The organism is Leptospira hartskeerlii (assembly GCF_002811475.1).
Lineage (GTDB): Bacteria > Spirochaetota > Leptospiria > Leptospirales > Leptospiraceae > Leptospira_B > Leptospira_B hartskeerlii.
In genome coordinates this window covers 328,817-350,198 of record NZ_NPDL01000004.1, presented here as the reverse complement: position 1 = coordinate 350,198, position 21,382 = coordinate 328,817, and the positions used below count along the sequence as shown (strand labels likewise).

Sequence of the window (21,382 nt, the reverse complement as noted above, 5' to 3'; positions counted from 1 at the left end):
TTATTCTTCCTTACCTCGTTTACGAATGATGATTTCTATTCTTTCCTGGGAAGCCTTTACTTCTGGGCTGGGACCTTCTTCCGGCCCTAACTTTCTAAATCCATGATATGCTTGGACTGAGAGTCTTTCTCTAGAGATCCCATATTTTTCTGACAATGTTTCTGCGATCAAACCTGCACGATGTGCATTATACTCCCAGATATTTCTGAAACCTTGGCCAGCTTGTTCCGCATAAGGAACTTGGACTCTCAGTGTGATGTCCACGTCCATGCCTTGTGCGACCTCTGCTACTTTTTTGAAAGTGAAGTCGGTGTCCTCGTCCGGGTGAAACTCACCTTCGCCTAAGGATGGTGCAAATACTTGGATGCGGATCTCTTCTGTTTCGTTAATGCCTATGAATAATTTCGTTTTTTCTTTCAGTTTTTTTAAAGCGTAAGAGATCCTTTCCCAGAAGCGATACATTTGGGTCCTAGGTTGTAATAAAGGATCCTCTTCTAATGTGATATTGGAGCCTTCGAAAAAAGATTCTCCTAAACCAAATCCACCTCTGACCAAATCGGCAACTTGTTTTAGTTTATTTTGGTCTACTTGGGAAATAGAATATAAAATGATAAAAAGTCCAAGAAGAAGTGTGATCATATCCGCATACGTCAAAAGCCATCTATCCCGGTTCTCATCGCCGGCTTCGATAGGCTTTCTGTATCTGGAAAAACGTGATCTTCCGTTCAAGCAGATGGCTCCTTAGGTTGCTTTCCGTTTAAGAAAGCAGACTCTAGATATTCCGTCTCTCTTCTCTCCACTTGCTCGATAAAAGAAACAAAAATTTCTGGAGACACAGGTAAAACTGCGTTGTATGCCTTCTCCACTGATTCGAATAAAAGAGAAACTCCTAACAAGCCCGCCATAAATCGAGCAGGTCGGATCAGATAAGCAGAGATAGGCTTATGAGCTAATTCGTAAAATGTTCTGAGATTATGAAGAACGATCTCTAACTGTTTTTCTCTTTCTTCTTTATGACCGTATGCTTTGTACAGATCATCATATTCTTCTCTAGAAAGTTTTTTGCCGTCCCAATCTCTATGGATAAGCAATTGTGCCATTTCAGAATCAAGATGATCAGTGAGATTGTTTAACTCGATAAGAGTTTCTAGATTCGCCCTAGTGGTTTCTTTCATCATACCTTTTACTTTTTGGTATGTGTCTAAAGCCAAATGCATCCAAGCTTCTTTACCATCAAGGTTGTAAATAGTTTCGAAAAAATACTCCACCATAGAAATCGTTTCTTCCAAATGAAAATAATCCGCGTAAAATTTGCGGAATCTTTCCACCTGAGCTCGAACGATCTCTACCTTGGCATGTTTAAGTTTATGTTCTTCGAAACTACTCACTATTGTATCCGACTATTATTTGGACTTTCCTCTAGATTCCAATGGCAGAGGATAACTTTTGAAACCTTGTTGGTCAATTTCAGTTTTTACGGAACTGTAATCCGTCGGAAGATTGATCGTTTCTCTATAAGACTTAGAACTGGATCGTACTAATATATTAGGAATACCGTCAGCCTCAGGTGTGTATTTAAAACGAACTCCATACTTGTGATTTCTTGCCCAACCTTCTTTCGTAATTTCCAATAAAGGAACTTTGGAGTTGATATATTTTTTTTCGAAAGAATATACGGAAGATCCTGGAGAATAATATCTCAATCCTTCTTTACCAGAATCCACTTCCACTTTTCCACCTTGCGGAAAAGAAAGAGTGATATAAGTAGTTCCTGAATAAGATCCTCTGTTCTTGAACCAGATCACCACTTCGGATGTAACGCCCTTTTTCCATTCGATCGGAGCTTCTACACTTAATAGACCTGGAGCAGCAACACTTGGAACGTCGGGAACTAATTCCCATCCATTAAAATTAAAATTTTGAGCGTAAGTACGATTATTCGGAAAGATAGTAAGATTCTTTTCCTCTTTATTATAAGAAAAATCGATACGCTTTGATTTTGCTAAAAACTGGTGATCTTTTAAAGAAGCGAGTCCATCTAAAATTTTCTCACCTTTTCTGATCACGTATGGAACAGAAAAAAGACCCAAAGGAGGTTCTTCGCTTAAAACTTCTAAAAATAGAGAATTGAAAGAATCTCCAGGAAGCTCTTCCATTAGAATTCTTTTAACTACATAGCCGGATTCTTTTGCATTTTCGTCCTCTCCTGCTTTCCAAGAAGAAGCTTTAGGATCATGCACAAAAGGTCCGATATTTAGGAGATTAAAACCTATCTTGGACTTGAGTGTCCATTCTCCATTTTGTTTTTTGAAAACTGCAAGAATCTCTTCGGTTCCGTTTCGGACCAAGGAAAAGACTTCTAGATCAGGATCCTCGTCCAGGTTTCCTAATTTTTTGAGGACCACGTCCGGGCTTTTTTCTTCGGCCTCAGGGATTGTTAAGGAAATGATCTTGGAATCGGATGGTGTTTTTGAATTACAAGCGATGAGAAGAATGAATACTGAAAAAAGGATCAATACTCGGGAAAAAGAGATGAAACGAAACATATTCTGAACTACAGCTTCTTTCCAAGAAAATCAGATGTCTATCGATTTCCTATGCCTTAACCAGCCTCCATACCGAACACATTTTTTACGATCCGAGCATTTGTAGTACCATCGTATTCGTCAGTATAAGCTCCTAAAGCCTCAGCAAACTCAGGTGATAATCCGGCCTTGGTCCTAAGCTCCGGAAAATACAAAAATCCCTTTGCTCTTCTGGGAGTAAATGGATGAGTCAAAAGTTCCAGATACTTCTCCCATTGTCGGTCTCGCGAGACCTTATCTGAGAACACTATTTTGACTCCTCTTTTTACATGCCTGATCTCATCATCATGAACGATCTGCATGATATCGGATCGTTTTTGGTCTCCGAATTTTTCGAATGCCTTTTGATAGATCATAGAAAAATCCAAATTGGCCCCTTCGAAAGAAAGAGCCATGATCGCAAAGAACTTCTGCAAAGTTTGCATATTCGGGGTTTGTTTCCAGAAGATATAATTTAGAGGACGATCTCCCAGATCCATTCCCCATTCTCTTATAGAGTCCAAATAAAGTTTCAGATGTTTCTGTTCTTCCAAAATAGTTTTGTACAAACTTTTACGGACAGAAGAAGGAGCATTCTGAAATTTTAATATGGCCCAAGCAAATATCTCTACGGCCATGAGTTCATGATTTGCAAAATGATGGAGAGAAAGTATTCTATTCTCCTCGGAATTCAAATGTTCTACCCGAGGCATTTTTGATTTTTTATCCGAGAAAATTATCTTAGAAGATCTTTCCGGTCTGTCTTTAGGAACAAAATTAGGCCATAGAACATCCTCCGGCATTTTTTCCGGAGAATATAATTTATCCTCTAAATTGGGAGAGCTTAAGAGAAATTGAGCGTATTCGTTTAAAGTCAAGGTCAGTGTTTTTTAGAATCGAATGCTAATTCGATAATGGACCCGCGGATACTTGAATCGGTAGGGTCGGAGGAAATTCTTCCTTCTTTACAATGATACATGATCTTCACTGAATCCATTAAGGATTGCATGATAAGTAAACCTTTACCTAAATTCCTATGTTGAGTAAGCTTTCCTTTATTAGGAAGCACCTCGCATTTTCCTTCTTGGTATGTTTTTACTTTTTTTAAAAACTCTTGGAGAGAAGAAGGTCTAGCTTCCGCTACTTGCTCTTCTATCTTTTCTTTTTTCAGACCGGAACCGTAGTCGACGATCCATAAAGTAAACTTAGAATTGTTCACGATCCATCTGCAGATGATCGTTTCTTCCGAACTAGAATTATAATTTGCTGAGATTGAGTTGGTAAGTGCCTCGTCTGCAGCAAGCTCAATCTGCTGGATATCTTTAGAGATAAAAGTATTCTCTTCTAAGGATTGACGAAGTGCTTTTCTGAACTCCCGAATGCTAGTTAAATCAGGAGGCAGGAACATAACGTACGAACCCGAATGATGCCTTACCAAAAGTGAATCGGCCGTATCCCTCATTTCTTATCTGAGAAGTCCCCTAGTATATTAATACAGACCGAAAGGGGGGTTTTGCAACAAAAAACCCCCGAAAAAATCCTAAGGTAAAGAAATTCCTACTTGTACCGAGATTTTCTCTATTCGTTTGAGTAGCTTTTCCTTCCCTAAGAGAGGGAATAGGATAGGTAACTCCAGTCCGTGAGCTTTTCCAGTAGCGGAAACTCGGATCGGCATAAATAGGGTCTTTCCCTTTTGGCCGGTCAATTCTCCTGCTTGGGTCATTAAAGCCTTATAATCCTCATCGGTTTTAGGATCCGACTTTTTTAATAATTCGTAAAATGTGGAGACAACTTTCGAAGAAAATTCTTGGGCCAAAATCTCTTTCGCTTCTCCATCCGCTATTTTCAGATCGGATACGAAAAATTCCGCAATATAATCAGGCGCCTGGCGCAAATTGTCCAGATACACTCTAACGCTATCAATTAAAGAATGTAATTCCTGATTCTTTGGATCTCTATATTCCGCCGGAATATCCGCTCTGTTTTCCAAGAATGGAGCCAAACTATCCGCTACCTTTTGGATCGGAAGTTCTCTGATATATTTATTAGAAAGCCAATTCAATTTGGACTTAGGGTTCATCGCTTCTGCGATCTGGTCCAGACTGGAGAAGTTAGTCGCAACTTCCTCATCCCCTCCCTTCGGCTTTCTGAATACGTCAAAAGTAGAAGGTGACTTGGAACAACGATGTACATCGAATGTTTTAGGAAGAATATCCCCCGGCAGATATTCCTGACCATCTGGAGAAGTCCAACCTAGTAGCGCCATATAATTTAAGAATGTTTCAGGCAAATAACCTAAATCACGGAAAGCTAATATAGAAGTTGCTCCCGCGCGTTTAGATAATTTTTTGCCGTCCATTCCCACGATCTCGGAAGCGTGAGCAAACTCAGGAACTGGAAAACCCAATGCTTCATAGAGTAAGATCTGACGAGGTGTATTGGAAAGGTGTCCCACTCCACGGATCACGTGAGAAATTTTCATGAGCCCGTCATCCACAACCACAGCGTAGTTATAAGAAGGGAAACCGTCTGATTTTACAATGATGAAGTCACCGATCAGTTTTGTTTCGAACTTCACTTTTCCTTGGATGATATCGTCGAAGATCAGAGTTTTAGATGGAGTTTTGAAACGAACAGAGTAAGGAGTTCCTGCTTTCAGTTTTTCCTGAACTTCTGATTCGCTCATGTTAGCATGAAGTCCGTCATAAACGTAAGGGACTCCCATTGCCTCTGCCTGTTTTTTCTTTGCCTCTAATTCTTCTTGGGTGCAGAAGCAGCGGTAGGCTTTTCCTTCGGAGATCAACTTTTCCGTATATTCTTTATAGATAGAGATCCTTTCGGATTGTACATACGGACCGTAAGGGCCTCCTACATGAGGACCTTCATCCCATTCTATCCCTAACCATTTTAAGGATTCAAGGATGGTTTTAAAAGATTCTTCGGTGGATCTGGCTTGATCCGTATCTTCTACCCTTAATAAAAATTTTCCGCCTTGGGCTTTGGCGTATAAGTAATTGAATAAAGCGGTCCTAGCTCCGCCCACATGAAGGAACCCGGTTGGTGACGGTGCGAACCTGGTTCTGACTTCCTTATTTTCTGGCATTGTCGTAATCTTTTAAGAGGATGATTGGATAGTTCTTCAAATCGGCCAAGGCAGTAAACGGAATATTATTCGCAGCATCATAAAAATGCATGATTACGAATTCTTCTCTTCTCTTTTGTTTCCATTGGGATACGTTCTTAGAAGATAATAGATCTTCGGGAAGAATACCCCAGGCCCAACGATATTCGCCTTCTTCTCTGAATGTCCAAACCGGAAGTCTGCCTTCTATTAAATTTACGTATTGGAATATTTGGTTCTTATAATCGTAGTCCGCGTAAGGAAAACTTCTTCCACCTGGGCTTGTATAGTCAGTACTCAAGCTAGTCCGGCTATTGCGCACATTCTCCCAATTCAGTTCTACATTCTTGCCGAGGTTTCGGTATTCTTTAGCGACCCATACGATCCCTGCTTGGGAAAAATTATATAAAATTCCCCAATCGGAAACATTAAGTTGTTTAGGCGAAGAAATTTGTGTACCCGATTTAAATCCTTCTCCTTCCCAACTCCAAGAGAGAACACCTTGCGGATGAAAGGAAACTTGTTTAGGATGAGAAAATTCTCCATCTTCTAATCTTGCTGAACCGGAGAATAAAGAAGCCTTAAAACTTAATTTTGGAAAAACAATTCCTTTAGGAAGAGAAGTATGAAAGTCTTCTTTTGTTTCCCAAAGATCCACTTCTCCAGTCCAAATTTTTTCTTTAGAAGATTGGGTTTGTAATACTAAATATCTGAGGTGACCAGGTTGATTCCGAAAAGATTCAGAACTTGCCGGGATCGAACTGATATTAGAATAGATCCGAATACTAGGAAGATCGGAGACTAAAGGTTTTTCTTCTGTCCATTCCGTCAAAAGAGAGCAGGACATTAAAAAAAACAAATAGGTCGAACCTAGTAAGAAGAATGTTACTGTGCGATAAGATCGAGACTTCGGTTCCAAAAAAATACAGCCGGAAAAAGAGGATTTCTTGAAAAACTTTCCGTTTTCGTCCGAATCTTCAAGGAAAAACCGGGAAATTTTCTTTCCTTATCGGTGTTTCCCAACGAGAAAGTAAGAATTACTGCAACTTGAGTCGATTTCTTCCTAAAAAGTATGTACGAATTCGGGTAGTACGTTAAAAGGTTGACAGTAAAACCGTCCTAAAATCCTTTGGCAATAAAAGTCCCATGAAAGATTCCAATAAATCAGGCAAAGAAAACTTCCCCAAGATACCATTCGAGGACCAAGTCAACGACGATCAGAGAAAATACTCTCGATATGTCTGCGATTCCCGGGCAATTCCTCACGAAATTGATGGTTTAAAGCCCGTTCAGAGAAGAATTCTTTGGGCAATGTGGAATTCAGACGCGAGGAACCGTTACACTAAGACTGTAAAAGTAGCGGGACTTGCAATGGGATATCACCCGCACGGAGATAGATCCATCCAAGATGCTCTTTCTCAGATGGCTCAAGACTTTACATTCGCAAACAACCGGCCATTAGTTGCGGGAGAAGGTACTTTCGGAGATGTTTTGGATCCGGGAGCGATCGCTTCTCCCCGATACACTGAGGTAAAACTTTCCGACTTCGTAAAAGATCTGGGATTTTTCGAAAGTTTACCTGATATAGATTACGTTAAAAATTACGATGAAACAGAAGACGAACCAATCCACTTCGTAGGAAAAGTTCCGATCGTTCTTCTGAACAATATTATGGGAATTGCAACCGGGTTCCGTTGTTTTATTCCGGGCCATAAACTTTCTGCAATTATCAACTCGCAGATCAATTATCTCAAAACCAAAAAGCCTCTTCCTTTAAAACCTTGGTACAAGGATTACAAAGGCGAAGTGAAAATGTCAAAAACCGAAGCGGGCAATATCACAATGACCACTACCTTCGGTTTTACTTGGGAAGGAGATACCCTCTATCTTACAGATGCTCCAATGAACTGGAATAGAGAAAAGGTAATTAACCTTCTAGATGATATTCTGGAAAGAAAAGATTCCTGGCTGAAAGACTATGTGGACCATTCCAGTCAAACATTCCGTATAGAATTGAATTATAAGAAGGGTGAAAAACCTACCGCGAAAGAAATTTCAGCAGTAATCTCCAAAGAAGATACTCAAACTTTGGCAAATAACGTTATAACTTATGACGGTCGTCTGAAAAACTTCGGGCCGGAAGAGATCATCAAACGTTTCTGCGATTTCAGAAAGACCCACTTGATCCGAAGATTCAAACGTCTTGCAGGTTTGGAACAAGAGAAGATCGAAAGAAACTCTGAATTGATCCGTTTCATCAAAGAAAAATGGAATGAAAAAGTGATCGGGATCAAATCCAAAAAGGATTTCGAGGACAAACTCCAAAAATCCAAATTCGTATATTACGAATGGTTAGCTTCTATTCCGATCTATAGAATGACTTTAGAAGAAGTTCGCAAATGTGAAGAAGCCATCGTAGAGGCAAAAACCGCCCTTTCCAGATACCAAGGGCTTGTGAAAGAAGATAAAAAATTAACAGAATTCATGGTCGGGGAATTAGCCGAGCTGAAGGATAAATGGGACAAGGAATGAGCACTGCTAAAACCAAAACCGAAAAGAAGCCCGCGACCGGAGGGGAACGGAACTTCAAAAAACTCTCCAACGTAGAACACGTAAGGATGAGGACCGGAATGTGGTTAGGGCAGAACTCTGCTTCCACATTCGAGCAGCATTTTTTCCGTAAGAACAGCGGTAATTTATATGAGATCGTTCACGAGGAATTGGAAGACGTTCCAGCCAAATTAAAATGTTTGGACGAGGCTTGTATGAACGCGGTAGACGAATACCGCAAGAACCAAAAGGACAAGACTATTCCTGAAAAAGATAAGATGTCCAAACTTATTATCCAACTTTCTTCCGACAAAAAAACTGTAACGGTTGCTGATAACGGAAGAGGGATCCCGGCAAAGAATGCGGAAGGTGTATATCTGCATTTAATGTACGGAGAGAACTTCGACGACCATGTAAAACAGGACCATGTTGCCGGTCAGAATGGTGTGGGTATTTCTTTGGTAAGAATGGTTTCTTCTTACTTTAAAGTAAAAACTACTAACGACGGTAGTACTTTCAAAAAACTATTCACTCTTCACGAAGACGCAAAAAAGCAGATCCGTTCTTATAAACTTTCTAAGGAAGATACTGAAAAAGTTTTCTTATATTTCGACGAGCACGGAAAATTCGATGATTGTCCGCTTCTTACAAAAGATCAGATAGAGAAGTTAGTACCGATCAGCAAAAAAACGAATATGATCGAAGCGATCGAAAAGGCTTCTAAAGAAGAACACGGAACTGCTGTCGAATTCGAACTGAATCCAAAATATTTTAATAATATAGATACTTCCTTTAACGTAGATCTGATGAAACAGTATCTGCAGGACATCGCAATGACCAATCCTGGATTGGAAGTTCAGTTTGTTCATAAAGGTAAGAAGGAAAAGTATAAGTTCAAAAAAGGTCTGGATGAGATATTTTCCCATTCCGATCTGACTTACTACAAAATGGATTACAATGCTCCTGCTACCGGTTCCCAATTACATCTGGAAGCATACTTAGTGATCGGTCAAAATAAAAACCTAACTTGGGTGAACTCGATCTTCGCTCCTCAAGGCGGTTCTGCAATCGAGTATCTGGAAAATAGACTTTGTGACGAAGTCCGTAAAAAAAGCCAGATTGTTTCCTTAGAGAAAAAACTCAAAACAAGCTGTACCCGTAACGATGTCAGGAACTGCTTTCACATGTATGTAAACATGAGGTTGTTGAATCCTCGTTTTAAATCTCAGGACAAGTCTTATTTGATCAACGACTTAAACGAAGACATCCGTAACGCAGTAGACAAACACTTAGATAAGTTCATTAAAAAAACCGGCTTATTGGAAGAAGTTAAACTCCAAATGGAGAAAAGAACTCAGCTGAAAGCTTTCGAAGACGCACAACGTGGACTCAAAAAAGCAAGTAAGATGAATATCCCTAAACTCATGCCTCCTACTGGAAAACCAAACGATCCTGGCAGAGTATTATTCGTAGCAGAAGGAGACTCCGCAATCGCAGGTCTTCGTCCTGCAAGAAACCCTAAACTTCACGGCTTGTTCCCACTCAGAGGAAAACCTATGAACTGTAAGGGAGTTTCTTTGGCAAAAGCGATCGCAAACGAAGAGTTAAAAAACATAGTAGCGATCTTGGGTCTTCCTCTTGACCAAAAAGTTAAATCAATCGATGAACTGAATTATGAAAAAGTAAGTATCATTACAGATGCGGACTTTGATGGATATGCGATCCGTTCTTTGATGCTTTCTTTCTTTTATGAGTATTGGCCTGAACTTTTTGACTTAGGACTCATTCATATATCTAGCGCTCCTCTTTATGAGGTGGATATCAAGGGTGGAGATTCCAAGAAGACCGAGACAATATTCTGCATCGACGATAAAGATTACGATGCTCTGGTCAAACGAGTGGAAAAATCAGGCGGTCAAATCGTTCGCAAAAAACGGAACAAAGGACTCGGGGAAACAGGAAAAGAAGCCATGAAGTTTGCGGTAGATGAGTGTATGACCAAGATCACCATCGGAAACAAAAAGGAAGCTTCTAAGATCCAGAACCTTTGGTTCCACAAAGACTTTGCAGAACAAAGAAGAGACGCAATCTCCGAATACGCTATGAGCGTAATCGAAGACTAAACCAAATTTACCGCCTTGATCGCAGAGCTCAGGGCGGCCTCTACTGTTCCGGTAATTTCTCCAGTATGTTCTCCCGCAAAAAAGATACGATCGAATGGTTTTCGTAGAATGATCTCCGATCCGAAACTTCCCGGTGGGAACTCGGCAATTCCATTCGGCACGTAATCTTTTTTAGCTTCGGTAAAATAAAATCTTTGGATCTGTAGATCTTTCTTCAGGCCTAGACGATCCAAAGTCAGACGAATATATTCTACCTTTTGGTCTTGGTTAGCAGAATCGAATACGGAAAATCTGTCCCCGTTCGCGATCACTCCTAAAACCTTATCACTAGTATCCGATTTAGTTCCTGCATCATATAAGAATTGAGCGGCTGCATCCGAATGAACTGCAAATGGAGAAGATTCCCATGGAGATTCCTTTAATACCAAAAACAGTTTAAATATCTGTGAATAACGAACTCTCAAAGCAGCGAGAAGTTTTTCCTTATCCAATCCGGGATTCCATTTTACGTTAGAAATTTGGTTCGCAGGCAAAGTACATATACAAGTAGAACCGCTAAACTTTCTTCCGGAAGCAGTAGTGACGGTAACTCCAGTCGAATCCTGATCCACAGAAAGAACAGGATCTGAAAAAACAAACTCAGTGTTCTCTATATTCATCACCAAGGTTTTAGCGATACTTTCCATTCCACCTTCTATTCTGCTATTCCTCACAGGAAATTGTGCGAGATCACCCAATACCTTCTCCGCAGATAGAACACGGATACTATCTCCGTAATGAAGAGAAAGTTTATGACCGAGCAAGGTTAGATCTTCCGGACTAACTCCTTGGTATATTAGATAATTATAAAAGCTAATACGATCTAAAGCCTGCTGTTGAGCGGTATCTAATTTAGAATTTTGTGATACAAGTTTGTTCAGGATCTCTTGAGATTTGGAAGAAAGTTCCCAGGTGCCTGCTTTTTTATAAGTTCCTAAAAATAGATCCGGAACCAAAGGGGAAGATTGTAGTTTTAAACCAAGCTCTCTAACTAAACTTCGAACAGTTTTATCTTCGGAAGAGACCCATTCCGCTCCTAGATCAACTACATGACCGGAAGGATCTTGTATAGATCTAACTCTTCCTCCTACTCTATCTGTGGCTTCTATCAGAGTTACTTTACTTCCTGTTTTTCCTAAAATGTATGCTGAATAAAGCCCTGAAAGTCCACCGCCAAGAACGATTACTTTTTTCCCGGAGTTTGTATTTTGAGCGGATAAATTCCCCTTCCGACTTCCCAACAAAGCTGCGGCAGTTAAAATTCCGGCTTTCAGAAAAGTGGATCGGGTAATTTTCATCGGATTCCTCTTGGAAGTTTTATTAGAACTCTCTCTTTTATTTTCGGTCTATGAAAGATCTTTCCCGAATTTTTTGCGAAGTAGAAGGTCTCATCGATCTGAAATTATGTACCGAATCCTTTCGATTCGTTCGTACGTTCTGAATATCGCCGATATATCCGGATATTGCAAGGAATAGATGACTTTCGTATCCTCATACTTTTTCCCTTGCCAGGGGAAGTGCTAAACCAAAACCTGGAATTACGCTTTCAGGGAGGAAGTCGGGTGAAATTCCCGCGCTGACCCGCAACTGTGATGTCCGTCTTAAACGGAATAAGCCAGATCTTCCACGCGATACTTAAACCTCGAGGTTGGGGGGTATCGTAAATCTCGCTCTTTAGCGCATCAGCGCTTTCTGCGATGGGGCCCCGAAAGCTAAAATGTCGGGGCTCTCGAACGGAAAAAGAAACCACCGCAAATACAAAATCTTTCAGATCTTCATAAGATCAATGATCGACTAACGTTATTTTGCTTTTATTTTCTTTTTCTGCGATATCCGGCAGAACCAGGAGAGAAAAATGAGAAAATTCAAAAAACAAGCGACCTTACTGCTTATCCTCACTTCACTATTCGTATTTGCTAACTGTTTCGAATTGGGGGAGTCAAAGAAAACCGACGATCCGAACACTCTTGCTTTGGTGGCATTGGCAGGATTAAATCCGATTGCAGGTAATTATAACTACTACAATGGAACTTCTGATTATGCAGGCGGAACCTATACTGCTCCGGGAAATGAAATTGTAGGAACATACAATATATCCCTTTCTTTAATCGCACAAACCATGTTCGACGCTACATACGGAAACAGTTACCTTTATGGAGAGATCCAAGAAATCGATACGACTAAAAAAGTCATCTATGTTCGCTTCCGTTCTGATTCGTCCTTCTCTCAAGGAGATTACGGTTGGTATAGATGGACTGTTAAAGATGGTAAGACTTACGTTTGTCCTGACCTTTCCGACGTATCCACTCAAACAACTTTAGCATCTGCGAAAGACGATGATTTGGATTATTATTCCGACCCGAGCAATATTAATGCTGGCTGCGGCTTAAATAGTGGATTTGATCCTGCTCCTTGGAGTAGACTTGAACTAAACTAAGATCAAAAGTAAATCAGGTAGAAATAGAACAAAATATTCATATGAAAATATTTCAAATTTCCATAATATTAACCTGTTTCTCTTTTGGACTCCTCAATTGTGAGAATTCCAAAAGTTCATCTGCTGCAGAGTCCCTTCTTGCATTAGGATTAGGAGGATCTGGACTTTTAAGTTCCTGTGCTCAGAGAAATCCTGAAACAGGTAGAGGAATTTTTGTAGCAGATGAGATCATTTCCGCGCCAACTAGCAACGGGATCGGATTCAAAGATTCAAATTGTTTGGTAGATGGGATTCGCGGTCAGGGTAAATTTAACGGTTCTCTTGACGTGTATAGTTTAGAAGCTTCAGGAATCGGATCTTCAATCATACTTCGATGGGCAAGCGTAAAGGTACTTCCTACAAGCGGTATCGACTTTATAGTTTATGAAAACCCTTTCTTTGTAGGCGTCCAAAATAATTCCAACTCCTTCGACAATGTTTTTATGGAACCTCTAATAGTAGAAGTAGGTAACGATCTAACAAATTGGTGCGGATGGGATCCAACTTATACGAATTCCGATCCGAACACTTTTGTTGGAAATCCTATATACTGGAATAGATTCGCAGGGATCACACCTTTTGTCTATAACCAAGACTCCAATCCAATGACTGTCTCCGAAGTTTTCGATACGGACATTTTAAACGGGGGTGGAGGCGGAGATGGTTTTGATTTGGCAGATTCTAATTTTGGAAATTCCGGTTCCGGTTGCAATGGAACTTTAAAGAGTGAAATCCAAACGAATGGATTCACTTATATCAAAATATCCGCTGCTAAAACGATTTTAACCTCTCTTCCTATCGATTCGGCTCATGCAAATCCGGATATAGACGGAGTCATTGCGAAATCTGTGACTCCTTAACCTAAAACTGGAAAAGAAAAATCTTCCGATCCTTTTCCGGTTAAATTCTTAAAAGTGAAAACAAAATGATACGCCCAAAAGATGTGCACCAATTGAACTTAGATAAATATTTACGTAATAAAATCGATACCAAGACCAAACCATTAGGCGCCTTGGGAAAATTAGAAGATCTGGCTTATCGTATTGGTACGATCCAAAACACAGTAGATCCTATATTATCAAATCCTCATTTACTGGTATTCGCGGGAGATCATGGACTCGCAGACTCGGGAGTTTCCGCATTTCCAAAAGAAGTTACTTACCAAATGGTATTAAACTTTTTGAATGGAGGAGCTGCGATCAATGTATTCTGTAAACAACATGGGATCAAATTGTTGGTGATAGATGCAGGAGTCTCAGGTAATTTCGAACAATCTCATCCTGATTTTATCCCCGCAAAGATCGCAGCTGGGACCAGAAACATTCTGAATGAAGCTGCAATGACAAGGGAAGAATGTGAAGAAGCCATCCGTATCGGTGGGGAGATCGCGACAACTAAGGTCCCTAAAGATTGTAATGTGATCGGATTTGGAGAAATGGGGATAGGTAACACTTCGAGTGCTTCTCTGCTCGCTTCCGTATTTTTAGATCGTTCTGCACAAGAACTTACTGGAAGAGGGACTGGCTTAGACGATGAATCGTTAGAACGTAAGAAAAAGATCTTAAGCGATTGCAGGGCAAAACATCAAGTGAATCCGAAAGATCCGATTGAAGTTCTTTCTAAATTCGGAGGTTTCGAGATCGCGATGATTTGTGGAGCTATGCTTTCTTCTTATAAGGAAAATCGTTTGATCTTAGTAGACGGTTTTATCGCAAGTTCTGCATTCCTAACCGCATCTAGAATTGAACCTAAAATCGTTCGTAATGCAGTATTCGCTCATAAGTCTTCAGAGCAAGGCCATAGACTCATCCTGGAATTTTTTGATGCAGATCCTATCTTGGATCTAGGGCTCCGTTTGGGAGAAGGAACCGGATGTGCGCTTGCCTATCCTATCTTAGAATCCGCATTGGCATTCTTAAGAGAAATGGCAAGCTTTGAATCCGCCGGTGTTTCCGAAAAAAAAGACTAAGAGTGGATTAAATTCTCGCTGCTTGAATCGGAGGAATGAATAAGTTCGTCTTTGCATGTTTGGATTTATCCGCAAAGAACTGATTATTTTTCTTTCCTCCGTTCGTTATAATACTCGCATCATTGTTCCATCTTGGGTGGAACATTCCGACGAATATCTCAACTCTTCTTCCAGATACTTTCCTTTAGTAGGATGGATTGTTGGAATTGCAACATGGTTCGTCCTATGGGTTTCCGATCTTTCTTTAACATGGGAAATCAGTATCGTTCTAGCAATGGCGGTTTCCGTTTTGGTTACCGGTGCTTTTCACGAAGATGGATTTACGGACGTATGCGACGGATTCGGCGGAGGTTGGACTAAAGAGAAAATCCTAGAGATCATGAAGGACAGTAGGATCGGAGCCTTTGGTACCATCGGGATCTTACTCGTCCTTCTTCTTAAATTTGTATGTTATAAATCTTTGGAAGAATTTTCCATAGAAGTATTATTCATCACGATACTTTCCTCTCATTCTTCCAGTAGATTTTGGGCACTATTTACGGCTAAAACACTTTCCTATGTGAGGGAGGACCAACTCTCCAAGGCAAAACCGATCATTCAAACTTTAAAAACTTCTAATGTAGTTATCGCAGGGATCTGGGGATTAGCTCCTTGGCTCGCGTTCTTTCATAACGAATATCTTCCTTCAGATCGGGTTTTCGGATTCTTACTATACCCTTTCCTTTTACAAACTTTCGGATTTTTATATCTGAGAAGTTTTTATAAAAAATGGTTAGGTGGATATACGGGAGATTGTTTGGGAGCAGTTCAGCAAGTCACTGAACTATTGTATCTGATCGGGATCGTCGCGGCATGGAAATCTTTTTAGTCCGACATACAACTCCTGAAGTGGAACCCGGAACCTGTTACGGTAAATCGGATCTAGGACTTCCTACCAGTTTTGAAAAAGAAGCGGAGAATGTTCTGAAACTTCTTCCTGAAAAAATACACTCTATACGCACGAGCCCACTATTCAGATGTTATAGCCTCGCAGAATACATCAGCAAACATCTAGAATCAAAATCGATCGCACCCGCTTGGAAAGTAGACTCGAATATCCAAGAATTGGACTTCGGAGATTGGGAAGGACGTTTGTGGGAAGACCTACCAAGATCGGAAACAGATCCTTGGATGGAAGATTACGTAAACAGAAGACCTCCAAATGGAGAAACTTACACCGAATTAAAAACTAGAATCTTAAAATCATGGGAAGAAGGCCTGCAAGAAGCAAGAACTTGGGAAAATTTAAAAAAGGAAGAAGGAGAAACTTCAGAATACAAAACTATCTGGGTGAGTCATGGCGGACCCATTCGATGTTTATCCTCGCTAGTCTTAGGTTTTCCCTTAGAAAATTCATTTCGATTAGTTTTAGAATACGGATCCGTTTCTTGCTTTAAGATCCGATTCGGAGAAATGCAATCTTATCCACAGTTTGTTTATTGGAATAAAAAATAGCTCCCTCAAACAAATAAGACATAAATAGAATGCCTCAATAAAGATTATTTGTGATAGGTTCTAAGGCGTTTTTATTTTTATCCGATAAGGAATATAGTATTCGAATCCCTCATGTTCTCTTTCCGAATGTTCAGATATAGGTCCGTTTTTCATGCAGAAAAATTAAAGTACATTCTTCTTATATCTTTATATCTTGGTCCTAATTTTATCATTTCGGATACATCGCCTGAGCTTGGACAACCCGAAAGTGCAAAACTATTCATCTTAGATGCAAGCGGTTCTATGAATGAATATCTTGGGATCTACCAAAAGGTACATCTTGCAAAAAAATATGTTCGCCATTATGTGGATAAACTTCCGGAAGAAACAGAAGTAGGTTTTATCGCGTATGGAAATCGCCTCCCTGGCTGCCAATCATCCAGACTTTACAAACCATTAGAAAAAGGAAATCGTCCCGGATTTCAAAATAAACTTTTCGGACTCACTCCTTCCGGTGCCACTCCACTTGCTGAGTCCATCCGAATCGCAGGAGATTATATTATCCGCAGAAAATCTCCTACTGACCTAATCCTTGTAACAGATGGAATTGAAAGCTGCTATGGAAATCCTGAAAAAGAGCTTCAGACTCTACAGCAAAAAGGTGTAAATTTCAAAATGCATATCTTTGGCCTAGGACTAAAGCCTGAAGAAAAAAGGATCATGCAGTCTTTGGCAAAAACTGGGAATGGAAAATATTATAACGTGGAAGAAGACAGCGACTTCTTTCTTGCTATGGAAGATCTTTTAAAACAAGAACCTCTTCCCAAAAAGCCGGAACTAGAACCTGAAAAGCGGACGCCTAAGATCAGGATTTCGAGTATTGAAAAAAATCAAACCGATTCGGAAGAGAATTTTTATAAAGTGAAATTTGTTTTTGATAACTCAAATTCTGATAATCAATGTGTGATCTTAAATTTAAAAAGAAGAAGTTCCACTAGTTCCAAAATACAAAACTGGAATCCTCAAAGAGCTGCTGAACCAGAAAGAGTTCTACGCACAGAACAGATTTGTTTCCAAACTAGAAAGGGAGAAGGAGAATTTCAAATCTCTGCTCCTGCACATCTTCCCTTAAACTTAGAATTAGAACTTTGGGACACAAAAGGTATCCCAAGTTCCGTAGACAAAAGTGGAGAAAGAAATCTTACCGAATAAGATCTCAGAAGGATCTTAAAAAATCCAAGTTTTGGTGGTTTGGATAAATTACCTTATATTCTAATTTAATCTCTTTTTTACCGGAAGGTGGGATCTCCAAACTCCACTCCAAAATTCCAGAGTTAAGACGGTATTCTTTAGAACCTGGGGTGCTTGTTTCTTGATTTACTTCTACTTTTACACCTGAGGATTCAGAGATGGGAATCTGTTCTCTTACGATCACAGTTTTACTTTCCTTGCCGAAATTTTCCAGACTTAGATAAACTTTTTTCTCCATAACTTTCTGTGTAGAAATAAGCCCCTCTTTTGTTTGGTTCCAATCCTTTCTATAAGAAAGTCTTAAACTACCTTCTGTACCTAAGGAAACAGAAAGATTTTCCTTTGGAGAAACGTAAGAGACTTTTGTTCTTCCTACAAGTCCTGAACTTCTAAACAAGGAAACTTCTCCTGGAAGAATAGGAAATTCCCCCATGTTTTGGAACTCCGCTTCCAATAATGGAAATGGTTTATATCTAGGAGAAGCCACAGTTTTTACCTGAATTGGCGCGCTAAAAGATAACATCTCGAATTTTCTAGATTCTTTTTGAGAAGCTAATGTGATCGTTTTCGGAAGCCTGAATAAAAATCCGCTACCTCGTTCACTGGAAGGAGAAGGTTCTTCCGTAGCAGGAATATTTGATTCTTCATTAGGCATCTGAGCGGCTCCCACTGCCTGGGTTTGATTCGTGAGAATTTCCTGTTTGGAGTCCACTTCTACATCAAATAATCTTAATGGACGAAGCCTGTCTCTTCTAAGAGATAGATCCGGTCGAGTAGTTGAAAGAAGAAGTTGAACTCCTTTCCAATCTTCTCCGGATTCTTGTCGGATCTCAACTATATATTCCAGCTTTGCTTTGCTTAAAGAATCATCGGCAGTTAGAATATAGGTAGGTTTCCAATCCGCACTAGGAACCAAATAGCTCAAACGAAGTTCTACGCTTTTAGCCTCAGGGCTTGTATTTACGATCTGAACCCAAGTAGTGCGTGTACTTTTCTCGGCCTGGGACAATAAAAGTGAAAGTTGAGCTCGAGCTTCTTCCAACTCAGTTTGCACCTTACGTTTGGATTTTTCCAACTTTTCCCAAGAAGCAAAAATGGAAACAGCCTCGTCTCTTGTTTTTTTGAGGTAGGTCCCCCAATTTTTTCCATCTCCTTCTACCCTTCCATAGAGAAGATTGCGGCCCACTACATCCGAAACCTTTTTACGCATCTCGGACAAAAGTTCCTTTTCGGCCTTTAGATCATTCTCTTTTGCTAATATACTTTCCAGCTCCTTCTCCAGTTGCTGAACTTTTTTCTGAAGCAGAGCAACTTCCGGATTAGAAGCTGCCGTACCTTCTTCTTTCCAAGTCCTGGAACCTGTAACCTCTACTTGAGGAGATGTTACCGCAGCAGTTAAAGTTTCTTCTAAAAGAGACACAGGTAAATAAGAGATTTCGATCTTATTTGTTCCCGGTTCTAATTGTACTCTTCCGGATCTCAAAATCTGAGCGGTTCCCTGATGAACTGTCACTTCCTTGATCGGAAGGCTGAATTCTTTTCCAAATACCGGGAAAGAAGCCAAAACAAAAATAATAGAAAATCGGATAAAAGATGAATTTATTAAGTTTTTATAATTTTTCATGATAAGCCTCAGTAAGAATCCGAGCCGGGAGTTTCTCTTAAAATATTATCCGCAGGATAGGACACAGTGTATTCAAACTGGATCGTCTTGCGTGAGTTTGCTCCTATTTCAAATTCATATGTCAAAATTCCATCGTCCGTTTTGGACTTAGGAGTATCCGCACCGGCAGACCATTCCACTCTTACACTATCGTCATTCGTATAGGGAATACGATCGATCAAACGAACAGGGACCGATCTACGTTTATTATTTTTAATAGAGATAGTAACTCTATAACGAATATTCTTTTTACGAGAAATGATCCCTGATTTATCGTCCAGTTTCTCCTGCTTTCTTTCCACCTTGATATCTCTATCAGGCCCAAGTTCCATTTTGATCTCTTGGCCCGGCTTTAAAGTAGAAACAGTTGTTGTTCCTAGAAGATTTTCTCCCGAATAAATTTCCAGAGGACCTGCAAGCAAAGGTTCTCTTTCCGTATTCGAAGAAACTACATTTAGAAAAACTCCATCATTTGTAAGAGGAGAAGTTTCATATCCTGGACGAACTGTAATATTTCTTTTTCGAAGAAAGACTCGATTCAGTGTACGATCCGAGGGAATTTTTTCCCTAGACTGAGCGATATATCTGAAATCAAATCCTTCGGAAGAAATTCCAGGAGCGATCAATTGGTTTGAATATTTTTTATCTGAACTCAATTGAGAAGATCTGTTCAAAAGATTCTGTACTTCATTTTCGAGCTCTCTCAGTTCTTTTCTAGAACTTTCTCTCAAACCTGAAAATCTACGGAGAGCTTCTTTTCCATATCGAATGGATTCTTCGTAAGATCCTTGGTCGAAAGAATATTTTTGATTAGCAAGTTCTCCTTGGAGCCTGTTCATATTCTCTTCTACACGAAGTGAATTGGATCTATCCTTATAATTTCCTTCTATCAATGCACGAGATTGCATCAAAGGGCTATCATTCTTTTCCTGATATTGAATATCATCGATTCTCTCTTCTGCCTTACTTCTTTGACTTTGAGAGACCTTAGGTGCAGGAGCTCTTTTCTTGGATTCACTTTTACTTCGGAGTGTGCCTCCTGCATTTGCAGAAGGTTTAGCAGGCGCGTTATACTCCTTGTCGGCAGGAGAATAATCCTCATCCCCTGAATACTCTGCTACTTCTTTGGAAGCTATCCTGTATTCTCTATATTCGGGTAAGTCTATGTCTTGGTTCGGATTAGCGGTAGAAAATTCTAATCGAACATTTTTCCAATCTTCTCCGGTTTCGTTGCGAACTAAAGCGTGCCAACCTAACTCTGCCTCTTGTCCGTTTGAATTCAGTTCTAATGTATAGCGAGGATACCAATTTGCACCTCGGATCAGATACTTATATTCGAAAGGAAAAACATTTGCAGAATCCGATTCGACATCCAATCGAATTTCTTTCCTGCGAAGAGTGTCACCTTCCGCAAGATGAGAGATCTTCGTAGAAACTATATAAAATTCTTCTCTGATACGATCTAATTCTTCGAGCTTTGCTAAACGGAGTTTTGTATTATCTTCCGCGAGTTCTGCGTATGTTTTCCTGAAGGAAGAAAAATTTTCCGAATCAATCTTCTCCACTACTCCGTCTTGCTCTCGGATAGCAGGCTTAATTGATTTGATGGAAGTTTCCCAATCCAAAAGGTCTTGGACTTCTCTCGATTTTGTACTTAAAGCTAAGAGTAGACCTTCTTTCCTCTTTTCTAAATCTTCTGCTTCTTGGGATTTTTTTCTTCTAGAGGCTTTTTCAGAGACTCGGATCCCTTTGATCTTAAATTTTTTATTCGGATCCGTAAATGTGATGATCACACTCTTATCCAAGGAAGCGATTGGAACTTCTCCCAATAAAACTTCTGAAATTCCTGCAGGAAGTTTCACCTCGGATTGTCTGGTGACGTAAACCAAGTCGGAATATAATAGGACAGAATCTATTCTGGCATAAGAAACGGGGACCGGAGACTTGGATGCCTTCTCCTCTTCGGTAATCGCTGTCGGCGTATCACTTTCAGAAGGATCAGATCCTTGGGCATAAAAATTAGTCCCTAGCAAAATCAAAAAGGAAGCCGCGATAATCGAAGAAGAAAAACGGGAAATCATAGGTTCTAAGTGCATACTTACAAAAATATAGTCCGTCAATTTATTTTCAGGACAATAAAAAAAGCGCCTTCG

The 21,382-nt window shown here is 40.0% G+C and carries 18 protein-coding genes; 8 read left to right on the top strand and 10 right to left on the bottom strand.

All coding sequences use genetic code 11. From position 1 onward, the window contains the following. The 7 genes from CH352_RS09335 to CH352_RS09305 form a co-directional block, all read right to left on the bottom strand. Window positions 1-729 (bottom strand): flagellar motor protein MotB, encoded by a 729-nt coding sequence (locus CH352_RS09335; RefSeq protein ID WP_100705019.1) that lies wholly within the window; start codon window positions 727-729, stop codon window positions 1-3. After that, window positions 726-1,388: an FFLEELY motif protein gene (locus tag CH352_RS09330; RefSeq protein WP_100705018.1), complete on the bottom strand. Its 663-nt coding sequence runs from the start codon at window positions 1,386-1,388 to the stop codon at window positions 726-728. The genes CH352_RS09335 and CH352_RS09330 overlap by 4 nt, the downstream gene beginning before the upstream one ends. 15 nt (window positions 1,389-1,403) lie before the next feature. Beyond that, window positions 1,404-2,546, bottom strand: a complete 1,143-nt coding sequence (locus CH352_RS09325) for an LIC13341 family surface-exposed protein (RefSeq protein ID WP_100705017.1) — start codon at window positions 2,544-2,546, stop codon at window positions 1,404-1,406. A gap of 56 nt (window positions 2,547-2,602) precedes the next feature. Next, on the bottom strand, window positions 2,603-3,442 hold the full coding sequence (locus CH352_RS09320; RefSeq protein WP_100705016.1) for a DUF455 family protein: 840 nt from the start codon (window positions 3,440-3,442) through the stop codon (window positions 2,603-2,605). A gap of 2 nt (window positions 3,443-3,444) precedes the next feature. Beyond that, the gene (locus CH352_RS09315; RefSeq protein WP_165780129.1) at window positions 3,445-4,026 is read right to left on the bottom strand and encodes an ATP-binding protein; all 582 of its coding nucleotides are present in this window, start codon (window positions 4,024-4,026) and stop codon (window positions 3,445-3,447) included. 78 nt (window positions 4,027-4,104) lie between these two features. After that, entirely contained in the window at window positions 4,105-5,667 is a 1,563-nt protein-coding gene (gene gltX / locus CH352_RS09310) for a glutamate--tRNA ligase (protein WP_100705014.1), read from the bottom strand. Next, the gene (locus CH352_RS09305) at window positions 5,654-6,604 is read right to left on the bottom strand and encodes an LIC_13346 family putative lipoprotein (protein ID WP_100705013.1); all 951 of its coding nucleotides are present in this window, start codon (window positions 6,602-6,604) and stop codon (window positions 5,654-5,656) included. Before CH352_RS09305 ends, gltX begins: the two co-directional genes overlap by 14 nt. Before the next feature lie 227 nt (window positions 6,605-6,831). Here CH352_RS09305 and CH352_RS09300 point away from each other — a divergent pair, with 227 nt between their 5' ends. Continuing rightward, window positions 6,832-8,217, top strand: a complete 1,386-nt coding sequence (locus CH352_RS09300) for a DNA gyrase subunit A (protein WP_100705012.1) — start codon at window positions 6,832-6,834, stop codon at window positions 8,215-8,217. Then, window positions 8,214-10,358 (top strand): toprim domain-containing protein, encoded by a 2,145-nt coding sequence (locus CH352_RS09295; protein ID WP_100705290.1) that lies wholly within the window; start codon window positions 8,214-8,216, stop codon window positions 10,356-10,358. The genes CH352_RS09300 and CH352_RS09295 overlap by 4 nt, the downstream gene beginning before the upstream one ends. Here the strand turns inward: CH352_RS09295 and CH352_RS09290 are convergent. Then, complete coding sequence (locus CH352_RS09290; RefSeq protein WP_100705011.1) at window positions 10,355-11,695, bottom strand: flavin monoamine oxidase family protein; 1,341 nt, start codon at window positions 11,693-11,695, stop codon at window positions 10,355-10,357. The two genes, CH352_RS09295 and CH352_RS09290, sit on opposite strands and share 4 nt — an antisense overlap. A 557-nt stretch (window positions 11,696-12,252) precedes the next feature. Here CH352_RS09290 and CH352_RS09285 point away from each other — a divergent pair. The 6 genes from CH352_RS09285 to CH352_RS09260 all read left to right on the top strand — a co-directional run bounded on the left by CH352_RS09285 (window position 12,253) and on the right by CH352_RS09260 (window position 17,527). Beyond that, complete coding sequence (locus tag CH352_RS09285; RefSeq protein ID WP_100705010.1) at window positions 12,253-12,834, top strand: LIC13354 family exoprotein; 582 nt, start codon at window positions 12,253-12,255, stop codon at window positions 12,832-12,834. Between the two features lie 41 nt (window positions 12,835-12,875). Then, entirely contained in the window at window positions 12,876-13,733 is an 858-nt protein-coding gene (locus tag CH352_RS09280) for an LIC_13355 family lipoprotein (RefSeq protein WP_100705009.1), read from the top strand. Window positions 13,734-13,798: 65 nt separating this feature from the next. Further along, on the top strand, window positions 13,799-14,842 hold the full coding sequence (gene cobT / locus CH352_RS09275; RefSeq protein WP_100705008.1) for a nicotinate-nucleotide--dimethylbenzimidazole phosphoribosyltransferase: 1,044 nt from the start codon (window positions 13,799-13,801) through the stop codon (window positions 14,840-14,842). A 55-nt stretch (window positions 14,843-14,897) separates the two neighbouring features. After that, window positions 14,898-15,710 (top strand): adenosylcobinamide-GDP ribazoletransferase, encoded by an 813-nt coding sequence (locus CH352_RS09270; RefSeq protein WP_100705007.1) that lies wholly within the window; start codon window positions 14,898-14,900, stop codon window positions 15,708-15,710. After that, on the top strand, window positions 15,695-16,336 hold the full coding sequence (locus CH352_RS09265; protein WP_100705006.1) for a histidine phosphatase family protein: 642 nt from the start codon (window positions 15,695-15,697) through the stop codon (window positions 16,334-16,336). The genes CH352_RS09270 and CH352_RS09265 overlap by 16 nt, the downstream gene beginning before the upstream one ends. A gap of 111 nt (window positions 16,337-16,447) precedes the next feature. Beyond that, window positions 16,448-17,527: a vWA domain-containing protein gene (locus tag CH352_RS09260; RefSeq protein ID WP_100705005.1), complete on the top strand. Its 1,080-nt coding sequence runs from the start codon at window positions 16,448-16,450 to the stop codon at window positions 17,525-17,527. A 4-nt stretch (window positions 17,528-17,531) separates the two neighbouring features. Here the strand turns inward: CH352_RS09260 and CH352_RS09255 are convergent, their stop codons facing one another. Then, complete coding sequence (locus tag CH352_RS09255; RefSeq protein ID WP_100705004.1) at window positions 17,532-19,190, bottom strand: mucoidy inhibitor MuiA family protein; 1,659 nt, start codon at window positions 19,188-19,190, stop codon at window positions 17,532-17,534. 8 nt (window positions 19,191-19,198) lie between these two features. Beyond that, a complete protein-coding gene (locus tag CH352_RS09250) occupies window positions 19,199-21,310 on the bottom strand; it encodes a DUF4139 domain-containing protein (RefSeq protein WP_100705289.1) in 2,112 nt (703 codons plus the stop codon). Between the last annotated feature and the right edge of the window lie 72 nt (window positions 21,311-21,382).

Coding starts and splice junctions, on each gene's coding strand:
- CH352_RS09300 (WP_100705012.1), top strand. CDS start 6,832: ATGAAAGATTCCAATAAATCAGGCAAAGAAAACTTCCCCAAGATACCA.
- CH352_RS09280 (WP_100705009.1), top strand. CDS start 12,876: ATGAAAATATTTCAAATTTCCATAATATTAACCTGTTTCTCTTTTGGA.
- CH352_RS09290 (WP_100705011.1), bottom strand. CDS start 11,695: ATGAAAATTACCCGATCCACTTTTCTGAAAGCCGGAATTTTAACTGCC.
- cobT (WP_100705008.1), top strand. CDS start 13,799: ATGATACGCCCAAAAGATGTGCACCAATTGAACTTAGATAAATATTTA.
- CH352_RS09255 (WP_100705004.1), bottom strand. CDS start 19,190: ATGAAAAATTATAAAAACTTAATAAATTCATCTTTTATCCGATTTTCT.
- CH352_RS09285 (WP_100705010.1), top strand. CDS start 12,253: ATGAGAAAATTCAAAAAACAAGCGACCTTACTGCTTATCCTCACTTCA.
- CH352_RS09265 (WP_100705006.1), top strand. CDS start 15,695: ATGGAAATCTTTTTAGTCCGACATACAACTCCTGAAGTGGAACCCGGA.
- CH352_RS09295 (WP_100705290.1), top strand. CDS start 8,214: ATGAGCACTGCTAAAACCAAAACCGAAAAGAAGCCCGCGACCGGAGGG.
- CH352_RS09260 (WP_100705005.1), top strand. CDS start 16,448: ATGTTCTCTTTCCGAATGTTCAGATATAGGTCCGTTTTTCATGCAGAA.
- CH352_RS09325 (WP_100705017.1), bottom strand. CDS start 2,546: ATGTTTCGTTTCATCTCTTTTTCCCGAGTATTGATCCTTTTTTCAGTA.
- CH352_RS09315 (WP_165780129.1), bottom strand. CDS start 4,026: ATGAGGGATACGGCCGATTCACTTTTGGTAAGGCATCATTCGGGTTCG.
- CH352_RS09270 (WP_100705007.1), top strand. CDS start 14,898: ATGTTTGGATTTATCCGCAAAGAACTGATTATTTTTCTTTCCTCCGTT.
- CH352_RS09250 (WP_100705289.1), bottom strand. CDS start 21,310: ATGATTTCCCGTTTTTCTTCTTCGATTATCGCGGCTTCCTTTTTGATT.
- gltX (WP_100705014.1), bottom strand. CDS start 5,667: ATGCCAGAAAATAAGGAAGTCAGAACCAGGTTCGCACCGTCACCAACC.